This window comes from Streptomyces albidoflavus (assembly GCF_000719955.1).
GTDB classification, from domain to species: domain Bacteria; phylum Actinomycetota; class Actinomycetes; order Streptomycetales; family Streptomycetaceae; genus Streptomyces; species Streptomyces albidoflavus.
Genome location: NZ_JOII01000029.1, coordinates 48,840 through 66,155, shown reverse-complemented (window position 1 = coordinate 66,155; position 17,316 = coordinate 48,840). Strand labels below are relative to the sequence as shown.

Annotated in this window: 13 protein-coding genes; 4 read left to right on the top strand and 9 right to left on the bottom strand. The window is 75.4% G+C overall.

Going from position 1 to position 17,316, the window contains the following annotated elements; translation table 11 throughout:
- Positions 1-3: 3 nt before the first annotated feature.
- Positions 4-435 (bottom strand): roadblock/LC7 domain-containing protein, encoded by a 432-nt coding sequence (locus tag IF45_RS0124725; RefSeq protein WP_003946949.1) that lies wholly within the window; start codon positions 433-435, stop codon positions 4-6.
- Positions 432-3,044, bottom strand: coding sequence for a sensor histidine kinase (locus IF45_RS0124720; protein WP_030309653.1), 2,613 nt, complete (start codon positions 3,042-3,044; stop codon positions 432-434). Before IF45_RS0124720 ends, IF45_RS0124725 begins: the two co-directional genes overlap by 4 nt.
- A 631-nt stretch (positions 3,045-3,675) precedes the next feature.
- On the opposite strand from IF45_RS0124720, the gene IF45_RS34455 reads away from it, so the two are divergent.
- Positions 3,676-4,197, top strand: coding sequence for a hypothetical protein (locus IF45_RS34455; RefSeq protein ID WP_370443959.1), 522 nt, complete (start codon positions 3,676-3,678; stop codon positions 4,195-4,197).
- A 48-nt stretch (positions 4,198-4,245) separates the two neighbouring features.
- Here IF45_RS34455 and IF45_RS0124710 read toward each other — a convergent pair whose 3' ends face one another.
- On the bottom strand, positions 4,246-4,623 hold the full coding sequence (locus IF45_RS0124710) for a VOC family protein (protein ID WP_030309651.1): 378 nt from the start codon (positions 4,621-4,623) through the stop codon (positions 4,246-4,248).
- Between the two features lie 68 nt (positions 4,624-4,691).
- On the opposite strand from IF45_RS0124710, the gene IF45_RS0124705 reads away from it, so the two are divergent.
- Positions 4,692-5,114, top strand: coding sequence for a hypothetical protein (locus tag IF45_RS0124705; RefSeq protein ID WP_003946954.1), 423 nt, complete (start codon positions 4,692-4,694; stop codon positions 5,112-5,114).
- 28 nt (positions 5,115-5,142) lie between these two features.
- Here IF45_RS0124705 and IF45_RS0124700 read toward each other — a convergent pair whose 3' ends face one another.
- From IF45_RS0124700 to IF45_RS0124670, 6 genes are all read right to left on the bottom strand, one after another.
- Positions 5,143-5,688 carry an MOSC domain-containing protein gene (locus IF45_RS0124700; RefSeq protein ID WP_030309649.1) on the bottom strand — a complete coding sequence of 182 codons (546 nt, stop codon included), beginning with the start codon at positions 5,686-5,688 and terminating at the stop codon, positions 5,143-5,145.
- 26 nt (positions 5,689-5,714) lie between these two features.
- Positions 5,715-10,322, bottom strand: coding sequence for a hypothetical protein (locus tag IF45_RS33630; protein WP_030309647.1), 4,608 nt, complete (start codon positions 10,320-10,322; stop codon positions 5,715-5,717).
- An 80-nt stretch (positions 10,323-10,402) separates the two neighbouring features.
- On the bottom strand, positions 10,403-11,284 hold the full coding sequence (locus tag IF45_RS0124690) for a membrane protein (RefSeq protein WP_008410854.1): 882 nt from the start codon (positions 11,282-11,284) through the stop codon (positions 10,403-10,405).
- A gap of 82 nt (positions 11,285-11,366) precedes the next feature.
- Positions 11,367-12,902, bottom strand: a complete 1,536-nt coding sequence (locus tag IF45_RS0124685; RefSeq protein ID WP_018471503.1) for a hypothetical protein — start codon at positions 12,900-12,902, stop codon at positions 11,367-11,369.
- A 171-nt stretch (positions 12,903-13,073) separates the two neighbouring features.
- Positions 13,074-14,498, bottom strand: coding sequence for a HEAT repeat domain-containing protein (locus IF45_RS0124680; RefSeq protein ID WP_008410850.1), 1,425 nt, complete (start codon positions 14,496-14,498; stop codon positions 13,074-13,076).
- A gap of 303 nt (positions 14,499-14,801) precedes the next feature.
- Complete coding sequence (locus IF45_RS0124670) at positions 14,802-15,215, bottom strand: ankyrin repeat domain-containing protein (protein WP_030309646.1); 414 nt, start codon at positions 15,213-15,215, stop codon at positions 14,802-14,804.
- 293 nt (positions 15,216-15,508) lie between these two features.
- On the opposite strand from IF45_RS0124670, the gene IF45_RS0124665 reads away from it, so the two are divergent.
- On the top strand, positions 15,509-15,703 hold the full coding sequence (locus IF45_RS0124665) for a hypothetical protein (RefSeq protein ID WP_003946963.1): 195 nt from the start codon (positions 15,509-15,511) through the stop codon (positions 15,701-15,703).
- Positions 15,704-15,734: 31 nt separating this feature from the next.
- Positions 15,735-17,309 (top strand): membrane protein, encoded by a 1,575-nt coding sequence (locus tag IF45_RS0124660; RefSeq protein ID WP_030309645.1) that lies wholly within the window; start codon positions 15,735-15,737, stop codon positions 17,307-17,309.
- Positions 17,310-17,316: the final 7 nt, after the last annotated feature.

Sequence of the window (17,316 nt, the reverse complement as noted above, 5' to 3'; positions counted from 1 at the left end):
TCACTACCCGCCCGCGGGCAGATCCGTGCGCGGCGCGCTGCCCAGATGCACGCCGACCCGCTTGACCAGCAGCGTCATCTCGTACGCCACGAGCCCCACGTCGGAGTCAGAGTCGGCGAGGACGGCGAGACAGCTGCCGTCGCCCGCGGCGGTGACGAAGAGGAACGCCTCGTCGAGCTCGACGACGGTCTGCCGGACGCGTCCGGCGTCGAAGTGCCGGCCGACGCCCTTGGCGAGGCTGTGGAAGCCGGAGGCGACGGCGGCCAGGTGTTCGCTGTCCTCGCGGGTGAGGTCCTGGGAGACCCCGGTGGGCAGTCCGTCGCCGGACAGGACCAGGACCTTGCGGATGCCGGCGACCCTGTTGACCAGGTCGTCGAGGAGCCAGTTCAGCTCCCCGGAACCGGTGGTGTGCGCGGCGGTCTTCGATGCGGTCATCGACCGTCTCCCTCGGGTGTCGTTCGTGGTGCTGTGGAGCCCGCGTTCTCGTCGCGGCCGCGCTGCCAGCCTCGCTGGAGCGAGGCCATGCGGCTGCGGACCTCGTCGGCGTCGCGGTCGGTGTCGTGGGCGGTGTCCTGGTCGCGGGCGTCCGGAGCGCCCCTGCGGGCCTCCTTCAACTGCGGGGCGAGGCTGGCCTGCCGGACCCGGCGCGGCAGGCCGGCGGGCCCCTTCGCGGGCGGCGCGGCGGCCCGGTCGCGGGTGCCGCCCTCCTCCTGGTCCTGGGCGGGCTCGTCGGGCCTGCCGTGGGCGACGGTGCGGCCGTGCGAGCTGACCAGCTTCGGGGTGCGGCGGCGCGGCAGCGGCGCCGGGCCCCCGCCCGCGGGTGACGGTCCGCCGGGCCTGGCTCCGGCGGCCGGGTCGTCGTGGGCCTGCTGGTGCTGGTCGCGGGGGTCGGCCGCCGGGGCCAGGGGCCGCCTGGGCCGGAAGACGCCCGGTTCGCTGTCGTCGTCGGGCAGGGCGCCGGGGAAGTCCTCGTCGTCCACGCCGGGGGTGTTCGCCGGGGCCTCCAGTTCGACGGGGCCGTCGGGGAGGAGGGGGCGCGCGGGCGTCCGGGAGGTCGGGATGCGGGCCAGGGCGGGGCGGCCGGGGCCGCGCGCCCCGGTGCCGGCGGTGTCGAGGGCGAGGCCGCGGCCGTCGGTGGAGCCGCCGGACTCGTCGGTCTCGATGAGCAGGGCGTCCGGGATGAAGACGACCGCGGTGGTACCCCCGTAGGGCGACTTCTGGAGGGAGACCCGGATGTTCTGGCGCTGGGCGAGGCGGCTGACCACGAAGAGGCCGAGCCGGTCGGTGTCGGAGAGTTCGAAGTCGGGGGTCTCGGCGAGCCGGAGGTTGGCGTCGAGGAGGACGTCGGGGGCCATGCCCAGGCCCCGGTCGTGGATCTCCAGGGTGAAGCCGTTGGCGACGGACTCGCCGTGCACCTGGACGGCGGTGTGCGGGGGCGAGAAGACCGTGGCGTTCTCCAGGAGTTCCGCCGTCAGGTGGGTGAGGTCGGCGACGGCGGGGCCGGTCACCGCGATCCTCGGCAGGCGGCGGACCTCGATCCGCTCGTAGTCCTCCACCTCGGCGACGGAGGCGCGGACCACGTCCATGAGCTGCACCGGGCGGCGCCACTGCCGGGAGGGCGCGGCGCCGGAGAGGATCACCAGGCCCTCGGCGTGGCGGCGCATACGGGTGGTCAGGTGGTCGAGGCGGAAGAGGTCGGCCAGTTCCTCGGAGTCCTCGGTGCGCCGCTCCATGGTGTCCAGGAGGGTGAGCTGCTTGTGCAGGAGGACCTGGCTGCGGCGGGCGAGGTTGACGAAGACCTCGGAGACGCCGCGCCGCATCTGGGCCTGTTTGACGGCGCCTTCGACGGCGGCCCGCTGCAGGGTGTTGAGGGCCTGGCCGACCTGGCCGATCTCGTTCTTCGCGTACTCCAGCCGGGGGGCCTCGGTGTCGACGTCGACCTGTTCGCCCGCGGCCAGGCGGCGCTGGACCGAGGGCAGCCGGACGCCGGACGCCTCGTGGGCCTGGTGGCGCAGGCGGGAGAGGTCGCGGATGAGGCTGCGGCCGATGCGTACCGAGAGGTAGAGCGAGAGGACGAGGGCGGCGAAGCCGAGGACCCCGGTGGCGGCGGCGCGGACGAGGATGCCGACGGCGACGGGCCGGACGCGCTCCTCGTAGCGGTCGGCGGCGGCGCTGCCGCGTTCGGCGAGCCCGTCGAGGACCTTGCCCGCGGCCGTGTCCCAGCTCTTGGCGGTGACGCCGTGCGGCGGCCCGGGCGGGGAGGCGGCGACGGAGGTCTCCAGGTCGCGCAGGGGCGCGGTCTCCGCGCCCTGCCAGTACCGCTCGTAGCGGGCTTCCTCGTCGTCGGGCAGGAGCGGCAGGCTGGTCTCGAAGAGGAGGGTGCGCTGGGCCAGGAGGTCGGAGACCTGGCGCAGGTCGGCCTTGTCGAAGCGTTCGCCGACCAGGGCCGAGGCGACCAGGGCGTCCTCGCGGGAGAGCAGGTCGCGGGCGCGGGCCAGGGAGACCAGGGCCCGGTTCTGCTTGTCGAGTTCGACGTCCTCGATGGTGTGCAGGTGGGTGAGGAAGACGAAGCAGGGGTCGACGAGGCGGTTGTAGAGGTCGAGGGCGGCGGCGCGGGTGACCGTGTTGTCCTCGACGGAGCGGCGCAGGGTGGCGATGCCCTCGAAGGATTCGAGGAGCGCGGTGAGCCGCCGCCGGGAGTCGGCGCTGAGCCCTTCGGTGGCGTCGGTGTCCTCGGCACCGGCCCGGACGCGGGCCAGGGCCTGGTCGGTGGCGGTCCGCGAGCGGCGCAGCTCACCGAGGGCGGCCGAGGCACGCGGGTCGGCGAGGTGGACGAGGGTGCGGCGCCGTTCGTCCTGGAGGACCCGGGCGGCCTCCTCGACGGGCCGGCCGACCCGGTCGTCGGCCTCGCCGATCTTCAGGATCTCGGCGGCCTCACGGCCTGTCAGCACCGTGGCGAAGCCCCAGATCGCGGTGAGGGAGACCAGCGGCACGAGCAGCAACGCCACGATCTTCCGCCGGATCGTCCTGCCGCGAAAGCGCATGGCCTCCCCCAGTCCGTCCCCCGATGGTGTCCGGGGTGCACATCCGTGCGTCAATAAACGGCGCGAGCCTACTACTGACACAGGGTTGATCGAAGAGACGTCCGGGAGGTTTTCGGCCCGGAACGGGGCATCGGCGTCCGGTTCCCGCCGTTCGGCGACGATCAGGTGACCCTCGGGCCGCCCTCCCGCGTCCTCTCAGGCAGACTGGACCTCTCCCGGACCGGCTGATTGCGGACATCTTCCCGGCCAGTTCCGACATCTCGCCCGCCTGGTCGGGAATCATCCGGGGACTCCGTGCGTCCTTCTGTACAAGTCGTGGACGAGGTGTGCGGAGTTGGTACGGGAGGGGTGCGCCGGCGTGGACCGGCGGCCGCCGGATCTCGGCGGCGGCAGCGTAAAGCGGACGAAGGCGGGCAGCCAGACTGAAGACGGGGCCGGTTCCACGCGGCACCGGTCGGCTGACTGCAAGGCGGCGGGGAGTGACGGACTGATGGCGACGGCGGAGCGGCGGAGGACCCCTGCGGAGCGGGGCGAGCCGGGTGGACAGGTGCCCGGCCCGCGCCGGGCGGAGGGGAGCGGGGAGCCGGAGCGGGCACCGCTGTGGGTGGACGAGCCCGCGGCGCGACCCCGCATGCCCGATCCGGTACGGACGGCGGCGGTGCGGGCGGTGCTGATCGTGGCACTGACGCTGATACAGGCGATGGTCGCCTTCCTGGCGACCCTGGCGGAATCCTGGCTGGCCTTCCCGATGGTGCTCAGCAGCGTGGCGAGCACCATCGCGGCGACCTGGGCGGTACTGGACGTCTGGGTCACCCGGCAGGTGTGGAACCAGCGGCACGGCGTCGTCTCGGCCCCGGGCAGCACGGCCCGGGAGCGCCGCCGCGAACGCCGCCGGGAGCGGCGTGCGGCCCGGCGCGCGGCCAAGGCCGGGGTACGGATACCCGACCCGTCGGGCGGGGCGCCGGCCACCGCCCCCGACGGGGCGCGGAAGCCACGGACGACCGGCACGGCACCGGGCGGCGACACCACCCCGGAGGCCACCGTGAAGGGGAGCGGCTCCGGCGCACGGCCCGACGGACGCGACCGGGCAGGCTCCGCGCCGGCCACGGTGAAGGCCCCGGAGCGGGAGCGGGAGTTGACCCACTCGTCCTGAACGGGCGGCGGTACGGCGGCTCCGTCAGGTTCGTCGTACCGCCCCCCCTCAGTGCCGGACGAGGCAGAAGGGGTGCCCGGCCGGGTCGGCGAGGACACTCCAGCTCCGTTCGCCGGCACCGTCGTCCAGCAGCGTCGCCCCCGAGGCCAGCGCCTGTTCCTGGGCCTGGTCAAGGTCGGGCACACCGAAGTCGAGGTGGAACTGCTGGGGGCGGGACGCATCAGGCCACCGTGGCGGCTGGTACGGCGTCACCCGCTGGAAGGCGAGTACGAGCCCGGACGGCGTGTGCAGCGTCGCCCACTCCTCGCCGACCGCCCAGCGCCGGTCCTCCCGGTTCACGGTCCCGCCGAGCAAGGACCGGTAGAAGCGGGCGAGTTCCAGCGGCTCGGAACAGTCCAGCACCACGCACTGCAGTTCGGCGATCATGGGCCGATCCTAGGCCGGGGCGTCGTTCTGCCAGGTCGAGGCCGACGGCGCCCAGGCGCCGGAACGGCATGGCTCTCGGCCCCCGTCACCAGGAGGAACCGGTGTCGTACCCGTCACAGCCCACCCCCGAGCAGGAACTCTCCGAGGCGAAGAGGCGGTTGAGCCTCCCGCACATCGTCGTGATCTGCGGTTCCACCCGCTTCATGGCGGAGATGAACGAGGCTGATCTGCGGGAGACCGCGGCCGGCAGGATCGTCGTCAAACCGGGCTGTGACATGAAGTCGCCGCACGCCCTCTGGTCCGACCCCGTCGAGGCCGAGGCGGTGAAGGCGCGCCTCGACGAGCTGCACCGGGCGAAGATCCGGCTTGCCGACGAGGTGCTCGTGGTCGGCGACTACATCGGGGACAGCACCCGGGCCGAGATCACCTACGCCCGGTCGCTGGGCAGGCCGGTGCGGTTCACGCACCCGGAGGTCGACCCTGCCGCCTGACCGTCTCCCGGTCGCGGCGGGACACTCCCTAGACCCGCTCCAAGGGCCGGTGCGGCCCCGTCGGCAGTTCGGCCACGACGGGGTCCCCCGGGCGGACCACGCCGCCGGTGTGGACCACGCCCATCACCCCGGACTTGAAGGTGAAGTCACCCGATGCGGGGTCCAGGGCGAAGACCTCGGCGAGCAGGCCCGGGCGGAAATCGTTGATCTTGGCGCACGGGTTGCGCAGGCCGGTCACCTCGACCACGGCCTCCGCGCCCAGCCGCAGCAGCGTGCCGGTGGGAAGGCCCAGCAGGTCGACGCCGCGGGTGGTGATGTTCTCGCCGAGCCGGCCCGCCGTGACGTGGTAGCCCTTGAGCGCCAGTTCGTCGAAGAGTTCCGCGTGCATCAGGTGGACCTGGCGCAGGTTGGGCAGGTCCGGCTCGTAGGTCATGCGGAACTGGTGGCGGATCGTCCTCCCCGCGTGCACGTCGCCCTCGACCCCGAGGCCGGCGAGCAGGGTGACCGACTCCCTGACGGGCTTGGAGAAGGCGTACGTCTCGTTGCGGCTCACCTCTGCGACCCGGCCGTTCATGTCCCCTTCCCGCCCACTGCCGGTGCTCACGCCTCGTCCTCCCGCGGCTTGACGTACATCCGGGTGGCCGTGATCTCCCCATGCACCGTCTCCTCCTGCGGGTCCTGCTGGGGCAGGCCGGGGCGGAGGTGTTCCTCGACGCTGATGTACTTCAGGCCCGCGCGGAGGTCGGCGTCGTTGCGGAGGCGGATGACCAGGGGGAACTCGGCGAGCGCGGTCGTGTCGAAGAGGCCGGTGGTGTACAGGAGCTGGACGCCGAGGGCGTCGGCGACGGCACGCTGGAGTTCCAGCAGGTAGGTGGCGTTGGCGCGGCCGATGGGGTTGTCGAGGAAGAGCGTGCCGGCGTGGCGGTGCTTGTCGCGGCCCCGGTCGTTGCTGCGCAGGGCGGCCATCGTGCAGTAGAGGGCGATGGCGGCGGTGAGCAGCTGGCCGCCGGAGAAGACGTCGCCCATCTGGCCGACGGGGACGCGCTCCGCGCGCAGCACGGCGTCCGGCTTGAGGATCTCGACGGAGACGCCGCGCGGCTGGAGGGCGGCGTGGACGCCGCGCAGCAGCAGGGACATGCCGTCCCGGCGCAGGTCGGCGTTCTTGCGGACGGCGGTGCTGGTGGCCTCGTCGATGACCTCGCCGAGCCGCTCCACCAGGGTGGTCTGGTCGGGCTCCTCGAAGCGGATGCGCAGGAACTCCTGGCCCGACCACTCCCCCAGCCCCTCGGGCAGCCGGGAGAGCCGCTGGGCGGAGCGGAGGGTGGCCAGGGAGGACTCGACCAGGCCGCGCAGCCGGTCCACGATCGAGTCGCGGTTGCGTTCCAGCTGGTCGAGTTCGTCGGTGAGGACCCGGAGCCTCGGCGCGAACGCCTCGGCCCACTTGGCGGCGTGTTCCGGCAGCGCGGCGGCGGGGAGTTCGCGGATCTGGGCGCGGGCGGGGGTGCGGACCTGCTCGTAGCGGCTGGAGTTGGCGTGCCGGACCAGGATGTCGCTGGTCTCGCGGAGGGCCGACTCGGCGCCGGAGAGGTCGGCGGCGCAGCCGCGCAGGGAGCGGCGGGCCTCGGCGGCGGCGCGTCGGGCCTCGTCCAGGCTGCCCGTGTACTGGTCCGGGGCCTGGACGCCGCTCTCGTCGTCGGTGTCGCGGGTGTCCTGCGGATCGCGGAGCAGGTCGCGCAGGAGGGAGGCGGTCTCCTCGAAGCCCGCGGTGGCCTCCTCGGCGGCGCGGTGGGCGTGGAGGAGTTCGCCGTGCGCCTCGCGGGCGGCGGCCAGTTCGTCGGTGCGCCCGGCGAGTTCGGCGGTGGCGGCGCGCAGCAGCCGCTGGGCCGCCTCGACATCGGCGGGCACCTGCTCGGGCGGCAGCTCGGTGTGGGCCTCGCCCTCCTCGGGGGCGTGCCGCTCCGCCTCGCCGCGCAGCCGGCCGAGCTGTTCGCTGGCGGCGGCCGAGCGGGTCTCCAGCATCTGGACGAGCGCCTCGGCGCGGGCGGCGGCGGCCTGGCGGGAGGGCCCGTCGGCGCCGTCGGGGTCCTCCAGGAGCTGGGCGGCGCGGTTGCGGACCTTGTTGCTGAGCCGGTCGAGTTCGGCGCGGGCCGCCGACTCGTCGCTCTCGGCGCGGGCCTGCTCGGCCCGGAGGTCGGCGCCGACGCCGACCTTCTCGTACAGCTGGGAGGCGGAGCGGTACGCCTCGCGCAGGGCGGGCAGCGAGACGCGCGGGGTGTCGGTGGAGGCGGGGAGTTCGGCGTCGTCGGGGACACCGGCGATCTCGGCGCGTTCGGCGCGCAGGGCGCGGGCGGTGCGGCGGGCGTCGTCGGCGGCGCGCTGGGCGGCGCGGCGGTCCTCGTCGGCGGAGCGGGCCCGGTCCAGGCAGGTCTGGGCGCGCTCCTCGCTGGTGGCGGCGGTCTCGGCCAGTTCGCGCAGGGCGGCCTGCCAGCGGGGGCGCTCGCGCAGCCGGTGGGCGAGGCCGGCGAGGGCGTCGGCGGCGCGCCGGGCCCGCTGGGCGCGTTCCTGGCTGTCGTCGCGGACCCGGGCCGCCTCGCCGGCGGCCTCGTCGGCCTCGGCGCGGGCGGTGCGGGCCTGCTGGAGGGTGTGGGCGGCGGTGTCGGCGTGCTCCTGGGCCTGGTCCGCGGTGGCGCCCAGCTCGGTGAGGTGGCCCGCCGGGCAGCCGGTACGCCAGGAGGTGAGCCGGGCGGCGAGTTCGCGGTCCTTGGCGAGGCGGGCGGCGAGCGCCCGGATCTCCTCGTCGCGGGCGGCGGCGCGGGCGCGCAGGGCCTGGCGCTCCTCGTCGGCGGCGTACTCGTCGTGCATGGCCGGGTTGGGCGGGACGAGGAAGACGCCCTGGTCGGCGGCGTCGGAACCGCCCGTACGCGGTGCCGGGGCGAGCAGGGCGGCGGAGGTGCCGACGGCGACGGCGGAGCGGGGCAGCAGGGCGGCGTCGGCGAGGACGGCGCGGGCCCGGCTGTGGGTGTCGGGGTCGGTGATGACGACGCCGTCGACCAGTTCGGGCCGGGCGGCGAGGACGGCGGCGTGCTCGGCCGGGTCGACGGCCTGGGCGAGGTAGCGCCAGCCGGGGAGGGCGGGGATGCCCTGTTCGCCGAGGTACTCGACGGTGGCGAGGACGTCGGGGCCGGGCGGCAGCAGCCCGCCGTCGCCGAGGGCGCCGAGGATGCGGGTGTCGTCGGCGGCGGCGGTCCGCAGGTCGAAGAGCTGGCGTTCCGCGGCGGTGACGCCCTCGTCCAGGAGGGCGGCGAGGCGGTCGGCGGAGCGGTCGAGTTCGGCGGCGGTGAGCGGACCCTCCTCGCTGTCGGGCGCGGGCAGGCCGAGGAGTTCGGCGAGCCGGGGTTCGGCGGCGAGGGCGGCGGCGGTGCGCTGTTCGGCCTCGTGGGCGCGGGCGGCGGCGTCGGCGGCGTCGTGGGCGCGGGCGGCGGCGAGGTCGGCGCGGGCCTCGTCGGCGGCGCACTCCTTGGCGTGGTCGGCGGCGCGGTGGGCGCGTTCGCGGGCGCTCTCCCAGGCGCCGGCCGCCTCCTGCTCGGCATCGGTGGCGGCGAGGGCGGCCCGGGCGGGGTCGCTGTCGGCGGCGCCGGCCTCCAGCCAGCCGGCCCGTACGGCTTCCTCGGTCTCCTGCTCGACCTCGGCGAGGCGCTGGCGCAGGTGGCCGGTCTCGCTGCGGGCGCGCTGGGCCTCGGTGGCGGCGGCGGTGGCGTCGCGGTGGGCGGCCTCGCCCTCGTCCTGGAGGTGGGCGGCGCGCTCCTCCAGTTCGGTGGCGACCCGTTCGCCGTCCCGGGCGGCGGCGTCGAGGGCGCGGACCAGGGCGGTGGCGGCCTTCGAGCGGGCGGCGAGGGCGGGGGCGGCGTCGCGTTCGGCCTCGCGGATGGCGTCGGCGACGCGGGTGGAGCGGTCGGCGGCGGCGCGGTGGCGCAGGACGGCCTCGGCGGCCTGCCAGGCGGCGTGCAGGGTGCGGGCGTCGGCGAGTTCGCGACGCTGGGCGGCGGCGGCCTTCTCGGCGACGGTGAGGGCGAGCGAGGCGTGCCGGTAGGCGAGTTCGGCGGCGATCAGGGCAGCCCGGGAGCGGGTGTCCTCGGCCCCAGTGACGCGGTGGGCGGCGGTGGTGACCTGCTGGGCGAGGTCGCCGGTGCGGGCGCGTTCGTGGCGGGCGCGCAGGGAGAGGCTGCGGGCGAGGGTGCGGGTGCGGCGTTCGGCGGCGGCGTGGATGTCGCGGCTGCGGTCGCGTTCGGCGGTGGTCTCGACGATGCGGCCGAGCAGGTCGACGGAGCCGGCGGTGAAGTCGCGTTCGGCGATGAGTTCGGCGCGGCGGCCGAGTTTGTGGCCGAAGCCGTGGACGAGGTCGGCGAGGCCGTCGGTGTCGCGGGTGTCGGTGACGGCGCGCAGCAGCAGGTCGGTGAAGTCGGAGTCCTTCTTGACCGCGAAGAGGCCGGCGGCCTCGCCCTCGTCGGCGTTCATCTCCCGCTGGTAGCGGAAGAGTTCGGGGTCGAGGCCGAGTTCGCCGAGGTGCTCGGTCCAGCGTTCGTGGGTCTCCTCCCAGTGCACGTCGAGGTGGAGGTAGAACTTCCCGGCGTCGGTGAGGGCGTCGCGGAACCCCTTCATGGTGCGGCGCCGGCCGCGCGCCCCGGAGGCGCCCTCGACGGGGGCGGGGACGGTGGTGGACTCGGCGACGGGCAGCGAGTCGAGGCTGAGGCCGGGGCCGGGGCGGAAGGAGTACCAGGCTTCGGCGAACTTCCGCGGGTCGTTGGAGACCTGGCGGCCGCGCCACTCGCTGACCTTGCCGACGACGACGGTCTCTCCGGTGAGGGTGTGCTGCCACTCCAGGGCGACATGGCCGCAGTCGTCGGCGAGGAGGAACTTGCGGAGCACGCCGGAGCTGGCGCCTCCGAGCGTGTTGCGGTGGCCGGGGAGCATCACCGAGAAGATCAGCTTGAGCAGGACGGACTTGCCGCCGCCGTTCTCCAGGAAGAGGACGCCGGCGGGGGCGGGCCTGCGCGGCGGGCCGACCGGCTCCTCCTCGAAGAACTCCGCCTGGGCGGGGGCCGGTCTGGGCACGGCCTTGCCGACCCCGCGCAGGTCCAGGACGGTGTCGGCGTACCGGGCGCCTGCGGGTCCGATGGAGTAGAGGCGGACCCGGGACAACTCGTACATGGCGGCGGACTCTCGTTGCGATCGGTACGGTCCGGCGGCGGCCGGAGGGCGGGGCTTGCGGTGGGGCGGCGGGCGGCCGGTCAGGAGAAGGGCAGTCCGGCGTCGGCGACCAGGTCGAGGTCGTCGCCCTCGTCGGGCGGGAGCAGGGTGGCGGTGCCGTCGCTGACGGGGACGATGCCGAGGCCGAGGAGTTCGCTCATGGCCGCGCCGCCCGCGAGGTCGCGGACCTGGAGCTGGTAGCGGGCGGTGGTGCGGTACGTCCCGCCGGACTCGTCGCCGGTGCGCTGGAGGAAGCCGGACTCGGTGAGGAAGGCGGCGGCCTTGCCGACGATGCCGGTGGTGGAACCGGCGAGCCTGCGGGCGTCCTTGGTGGCGCCGGTGGAGCTGCGCCGGGCCCAGACGCGCCAGGCGGCCTCCAGGCCGGGGGCGTCCGAGACGGGGTCGGTGTTGTCGCCCTGCTCCTCGGCGCGCTCCTCCAGCTTGCGGCAGGCCTGGCGGACGAAGGCGTCCACGCCGTTGACGGTGACGCGGCCGATGTAGCCGTCGTCGGCGAGGTCCTCGGGGCGGGGGAACGCCATGGCGGCCAGGGCGAGATGGGCCAGGCCGTGCAGGAAGCGGTCGGCGGAGTCGGTGGCGGCGCGCCGGGCGTAGTCGCCCATGCGGACGGCGAAGACGGAGTCCTCGTCGGCGGTGACGGCCATGCCGGCGCGGTCGGAGACCTCCAGCACGATCAGCCCGAGGCCGGTGGCGACGGCGTCGGCGAGCCGGGCGAAGGGCGGGTCCTCGCGGTACCGCCGCAGCAGTTCGCCGTACTCGGCGTCCCGGGCGGGCTGGAGCCGGGGCTGGAGGCCGAAGGAGACCAGCCGGGCGGCGTCGGCGGCGTCGGCCGGGGTGACGGCGGGAGTGTGCGGCGCCGGGGTGGCGGCGCCCTCCCGTACGGGCTCGGTGGTCTGCTCGGTCACGGGTGGTGCTCCTGGTGGTGGGACGTGCCCGGGCGGGCGTGCGGGGCCGGGGAGGGGAGAGCCTGGGTGCGGCGGCCGCCCGTCACGCGGACTCCGTGCGGTCGGCCGCCATGCCGGCGGCGTCGAGCAGGGCGCTGCCGACGATGAGATCGGCGCCGCCGAAGTGCGGGTCGTCGAGTGCGGTGCCGTCGTCCACGGCGAACAGCAGCCGGCGCTCGCCCTGCCGGTAGGCGGTGCCGACCGGCGGGGAGGCGGCGTGCACGGCGATGAGGGCCACCAGGTACGCCAGGCCGTACGGGTCCTCGTCGCGGCGGCGGGCCTCGGCGAGCAGGCCGGAGAGGCGGCGGGGCGCGTCCCACTCCAGGTCGAGGAGGTCGCGGGCGGCGGCGAGCTGCTCCTCGCTGAAGCGGCTGTCGTCCGGGGTGGCGATCAGGTCGGGCTCGGGCATCTCGGCGCCCAGGTGGGCGCGTTCGACGGGCGGGGTGAGCAGCAGGTCGACCAGGTCGCCGACGCGGACACAGGCCGGGGTGCGCAGTCCGGTGCCGTGGGCGAACCAGGCGTCGGTGGCGCGCAGCGCCTGCTCGACAGGGAGCGGCAGAAGGGGGGCGAGGAGCTGGCCGTAGAGGTCGACGCCGGTGCGGGCGGTGGGGGCGGCGAACGCCTGGCGGTCCTGTTCGGCGCGGAAGAGCGGGCCCGCCTCCAGGAGCCTGGCCTGGAGCTGGGTGTGGCGGCGGATGCAGTCCTTGACGATGTCGACCAGTTCGGCGGCGCGCCGTTTCTGCTCGGGGTCCTCGGACTCGTCGCGCGCCTTGCGGATGTTGGTGAGGATGGCGTTCTCGTGGCGGTACCGGTCGGCCACGTGGTCGAGCGCCTCGGCGATCATGTCGGGGACGGCGCCGAGCCAGTCGACGGCCCGGACGTTGCGCCGGGTGGCGTCGAGGGCGCGGCGCAGTGTCTCCGAGTACTGGACGGTGCGGTACCTGGCCTGTTCGGCGGCGAGCTGGGCGTCGGCGAGACGGCCCCGGTTGATCAGCACCTCCAGCTTGACCTCGGCGGCGATCTGGGCGCTGGTGACGTCCGTGTCGAGGGCGCCGACCAGGACGTTGACCGCCTCGTCGGTGGTGCGGAGGTAGACGCTGCCGCCGCGTCCGGGGACCTCCTCGACCAGTTTGAAGTCGTAGTCCCGGCGGACGTAGCTCCCGTCGGGCCCGAAGGTGCCGTAGACGGCGCGGAAACCGCGGTCGACGCTGCCGACGTTGATGAGGTTCTCCAGGACCCAGCGGGCGACGCGCTCGTGCTCGGCGGCGGGGCGGCCGGGGGCCTGGGCGGCGATGCGGGGCAGCAGCCTGGCCACTATCTGCTCGTGGTCCGCGCCGGTGTCGAAGTCCATGTGGAGCGTGACCAGGTCGATGGCGGCCAGCGCCACCTCGGCCATCGCGTACCCCGCGTACTCCCCCGCCAGGTTGGCCTTACGCGTGTCCAGGTCGTGCAGCGGCGCGGTGCAGGCCAGCGCCCGCAGCCGCCGCGCCAGGCCCTCGTCGGCGGCCGGGCCCGGCGCGGGGCGCGGCCCCGCGCTGAGCTGGGACGGAGCGGGTTCCGTGGAGGCGGGCGAAGTCACGGGGGACAGCCTAGATCCTTGCTCCGACATCGGGCGAAACGCACCGATGAGGGGGCCGGGCCGGGGCGTTCCGTCGGCCGTCCTCGCTCTCGCGTCCGGACCACGGTCCCCGGAGGCGGGCGCCCTCTTCCGCCGTGCGACCGCCGGGGGTCCCCCTCCCCCGGCGGTTCGTCAGATCGCCGCGGTGTCCGGGCCGATGCGGCTGCGGACCGCCGTCTGTACCTCGGCCTCCTCGGCCGGGTCGGCGGCGAGGCGGCGGAGGCGGCCGACGACGCGCTGGTCGCCGGTGGCGGCGTGGCGGGCGCCGACCTCGCGGGTGGTCTCCTCGCAGTCCCAGAGGCATTCGACGGCGAAGCCACGGGCGAAGGTGGCGTCGGTGGCGGCGAGTGCCTGGGCGGTGCGGCCGCGCAGGTGGGAGGAGGCGGTCTCGCGGTAGAGGTGGCGCAAAACCGGGGCGGCCTGCGCGATGCCGAGGCGTCCCGCGCCGTCCACCAGGCTCCACAGGGCGGGCCCGTCGGGGCCGGTGCCGCGCACCGCCTCGCGGAGGGCGGCCAGGACCAGGGGGCCGTCGTCGGCCGAGCCCCGGCAGGCGAGGAGTTGTCCGGCGGCGGCGCCGAGGGCGTCGGGGCGGCGTGCCCAGCCACGGGCGCGGACCAGGACGGGGGTGCCGTCCATCCGGCCCAGCGACTCGAGCGCCGCCTCCCGGACCACGGGCGCCCCGTCGGCGACGGCGGCCTCGATGAGGTCGAGCGCCGCCGGGTCGCCGCTGCGGGCGAGGTGGCTGAGGGCGGCGGCGCGGGCGCCGTCCAGCCCGCCGCGGGCGGCGGCGAGCAGCGCCGGGCGGTCGGTGGCGGTGGCGACGGTGGCCAGGCACCGGGCGGCCGGCACATGGCGGTCGTTGCCCCGGTCGTGGCCCTCCTGGGCCCAGGTCAGGACCCCGTCGACGCTCCACTGGGGGCGGTCGGGGGTGGCGAGCTGGCGTTGCCACAGGCCGAAGGAGGTCCGCTCCAGGGCGGCCCGGACGCGGGGGCCGATCGCCGGGTCGGGGTCCTCGGCCCACAGGTGCCAGGGCCTCGGCTCGTAGCTGTCGGCGGCCGCCGCGGCCAGTTCCGTCTCCCCCTCGGGGGTGGCGGGGAACCGGGCGAGGACGGGCGCGGCCAGTGCGCCGAGGGCGGCGTCGTCGTCGCGTACGGCCAGTTCGTCCAGGGCCCAGCGCCAGTTGGCGCCGTGCGCGGCGTACCGGCGCAGCAGGGCCAGGGCGTCGTCGCGCCCGTAGGAGGCGAGGTGGCCGAGGACGCTGACGGCCAGGCCGGTGCGCTCCTCGCCGGTGGCGGTGTGGTCCTCGGGCGCGAAGAGGTGCGCCTCGACGGCGTCCAGGGAGCCGTCCAGGTCGAGGTAGAGCCGGGCGTAGTAGAGGGAGCGGTTCTCCACCTGCCAGTCGTGGCGGGGGTCGCGCAGGACGCACTGGTCGAGGGCGGCGAGCGCCTCGGAACGGGGGGCGGTCAGGGCGTGCAGCGTGCCGTCTCCCCTGCCCCGCTGGAGCAGGCCGAGGAGAGTACCGCTGGGCGCTATGACCGGATCGACGGAATCACACATGGATGAGCCTCACATCAAGCTGTCGACGCAACCGGGGACGGTGCACTACCTGGCCGCGCCGCAACAGGTCTTGACGTTCTTCACGCTCGTCCGCCGGCGGGTGCTGATGTCCATCGTTGTCTGCCTCTCGTCCGTGGCCCCAAGGGTGTCCCCGCACCACGGGGCACGGGGAGGGCCGGTTCACGGTGCGCGCGATGATGCGGCTCCTGCCCAGCTCGCGCGCTCGTGAATCACGACGTCATGATGGCTCAGCGGCTCGCGGCGCCGCGACCAGATTTAACGGGCGTCCCCGGTCGGCAGGGTTCAGGCCGTGCCAGGACCGTCCTGGGCGGCGGTGAACCGGGCGAGCAGCTCGTCCTTGCCGAACATGCGGGCCGTGTCCAGGGCGGAGGGGGCTCCGGCGGCCGGATCGGCGCCGCCGTCGAGGAGGGCGGTGACCACCTCGTCCTCGCCCTTGAAGACGGCTCCGGCGAGCGGGGTCTGGCCCCGGTCGTTGGCGCGGTCGGGGTCGGCGCCGCGCTCCAGCAGGAGGCGGACGGCGTCCGCGTGGCCGTGGTAGGCGGCGAGCATGACGAGGGTGTGGCCCTGGTCGTTGGTGAGGTTGACCGGCACTCCGGCGTCGACGTAGGCGGCCAGCTGGGCGGCCTGCCCCTGGCGTGCCAGGTCGAAGATCTTGGTGGCCAGCTCGACGACCTCGGGGTCGGGTGCCTCACTCATCGGCGGTACGCCCTTCGCGTTCTCGTGGGGGTGGCTGCGCGGCCGGGCGGGCGCCCGGCCGGCGGGACGGCAGTGGGGCCGTCCGGGTGAATCGCCAGGGTACTGCCCCCGCCGGGCCGCCTGGGCGCACCCCGGCCGAGGCTGCCGCCGACCGGCGCCGGGGGCCTCCTGACACGTACCAGTCGAGTGAAAACACCCCTAGTTACCCCGTTTGCACCTTTTGTCGTACAGATACATGCTGTGAGCCTGGAACAACTGATGGTGATTGCCCCCACCCACCAGGGAGAACTCTCATGATCCTGTCCATGTCCGGCGTCGTCCTCCTCGGCATCATCGTCTTCCTGTTCTTCCGGAAGGACGGCCTCAAGGCGTCGCACGCCGTGGTCTGCGCGCTCTTCGGCTTCTACCTGGCGGGCACCGCCATCGCCCCCAGCATCACGGCGGGCGGCGCGAGCCTCGCCGGGCTGCTCGGCGGGATCAAGTTCTGACCGTCCGCACCCGCACCCCGAGGAGCAAGACGTGGCCCGGCGCCCACTCCCCAGCATTCTGCGCGGCGGCACCGCCCCGATCGTCCGGAGCCGTGAGCTGGCCCGGTCGGCGGCGGACAACGCCACGGACGTCCTCCATCCGCTGATCACGATCGGCCGCGGCCTGCGCCGCCTGGCAGCCGCCGGACGGCGCAAGTGGGCCGCCACCCCCAAGGACCGGCGCGGCCCCCTGCTCTTTCTGATCGCCGCGGTCCTGCTGGTCCTCTCGCTGCTCCGGTACGGCCTGCCGCTGGCCGGGGCCGCCCTGCTCGCGGTGGCCGCCTGGACGGGCCGCGACCGCAAACCCGCCGCGCCGGCGGGCGACGACGACGCCCGGAGCCAGCGGCTCACCTCGCTCTACGAGTCGCTCGTCCCCTACTTCTCCGTCCCGGACGACCCGGCGCCCCTCTACACCTACGGCGGCGACCGGGAGAAGGCGTTCGCCGCGCACAGCTTCGACGAGAGCGGCCACCCCGACCGTCTGGTGCTGCGCTACCCCGGCTACTTCACCGACGCCGAACCCGAGTCCCGGCTCCGCGTCGAGCAGGTCCTGGCCGCCAAGCTCGGACGCGGCCGCGAGTACCGCTTCGACTGGAACGAGCAGGGCAACGAGCTGACCGTCACCGCCGTCGCCCCGCTCCCCTGCGACCTGACCGCGCAGCCCTTCGCCACCCCCCCCGGCGAGCACCTGCTCGGCTTCACCGACGCCGCCGACACCGCCCGCACCCTGCCGGTCACCGGCCCCGACGGCGACCCCCGGGACGAGCCCCCCGTGCTGTGGCGCACCGGCGCCCGCGCCACCGAGCCGCACCTGCTCGCCGTCGGTCACCCCGGCAGCGGCACCACCTCGCTGCTGCGTTCCCTCGCCCTCCAGGCGCTGCGCCACGGCGACGTGCTGGTGGTCGACGGCGGCGGGGCCGGCGAGTACGCGTGCCTGACCGGCCGGGAGGGCGTCCTCGCCGTCGAGTGCGACCTCGACGGCGCGCTCACCGGCCTGGAGTGGGCCTGCCACGAGACCGAGCGCCGCCTCATCGCCGCGGGACGGGCCCGGCAGGAGGGCCACCCGCCGCCCCCGGACACCCGGCGCCCGCTGTGGATCCTGCTCGACCGCCCGGCCGCCCTCGCCCACCTGGCCGAGGCCCAGGGCAGGACCGACCCGCAGAGCCTGCTCCAGGTCCCGCTGCGGCACGGGCGGGCCGCCCAGGTCACCGTGGTGGTGGCCGAGCAGTTCGACTCCACCGAGGCCCTCACCGAGCCGGTACGCCGCCACACCCGGGCCCGTGTCGTGCTGGGCCGCGCCTCCGCCGCGCAGGTGGCCCTGGTGCTCGGCGCCCCGCCGAACACCTCGACCCCCGTCGCCGCCCCGCCCGGCCGGGGCTGGGTGCGGCTCGGCGACGGCCCCGTCCAGCGCCTCCAGGTGCCGGCCGCGCCCGACCCGTACGACGAGGGGACGGCCGAGGCCGACCGGCGCGCCGTGCTGGAGCTGCTGCCGCCGCGCCCCCAGCCGCTCCCGGTGCCACCGGCCCCCACCGAGCCCCCCGCGGTCCCGGCGGGCGCCGACCTCTGACCCGTAC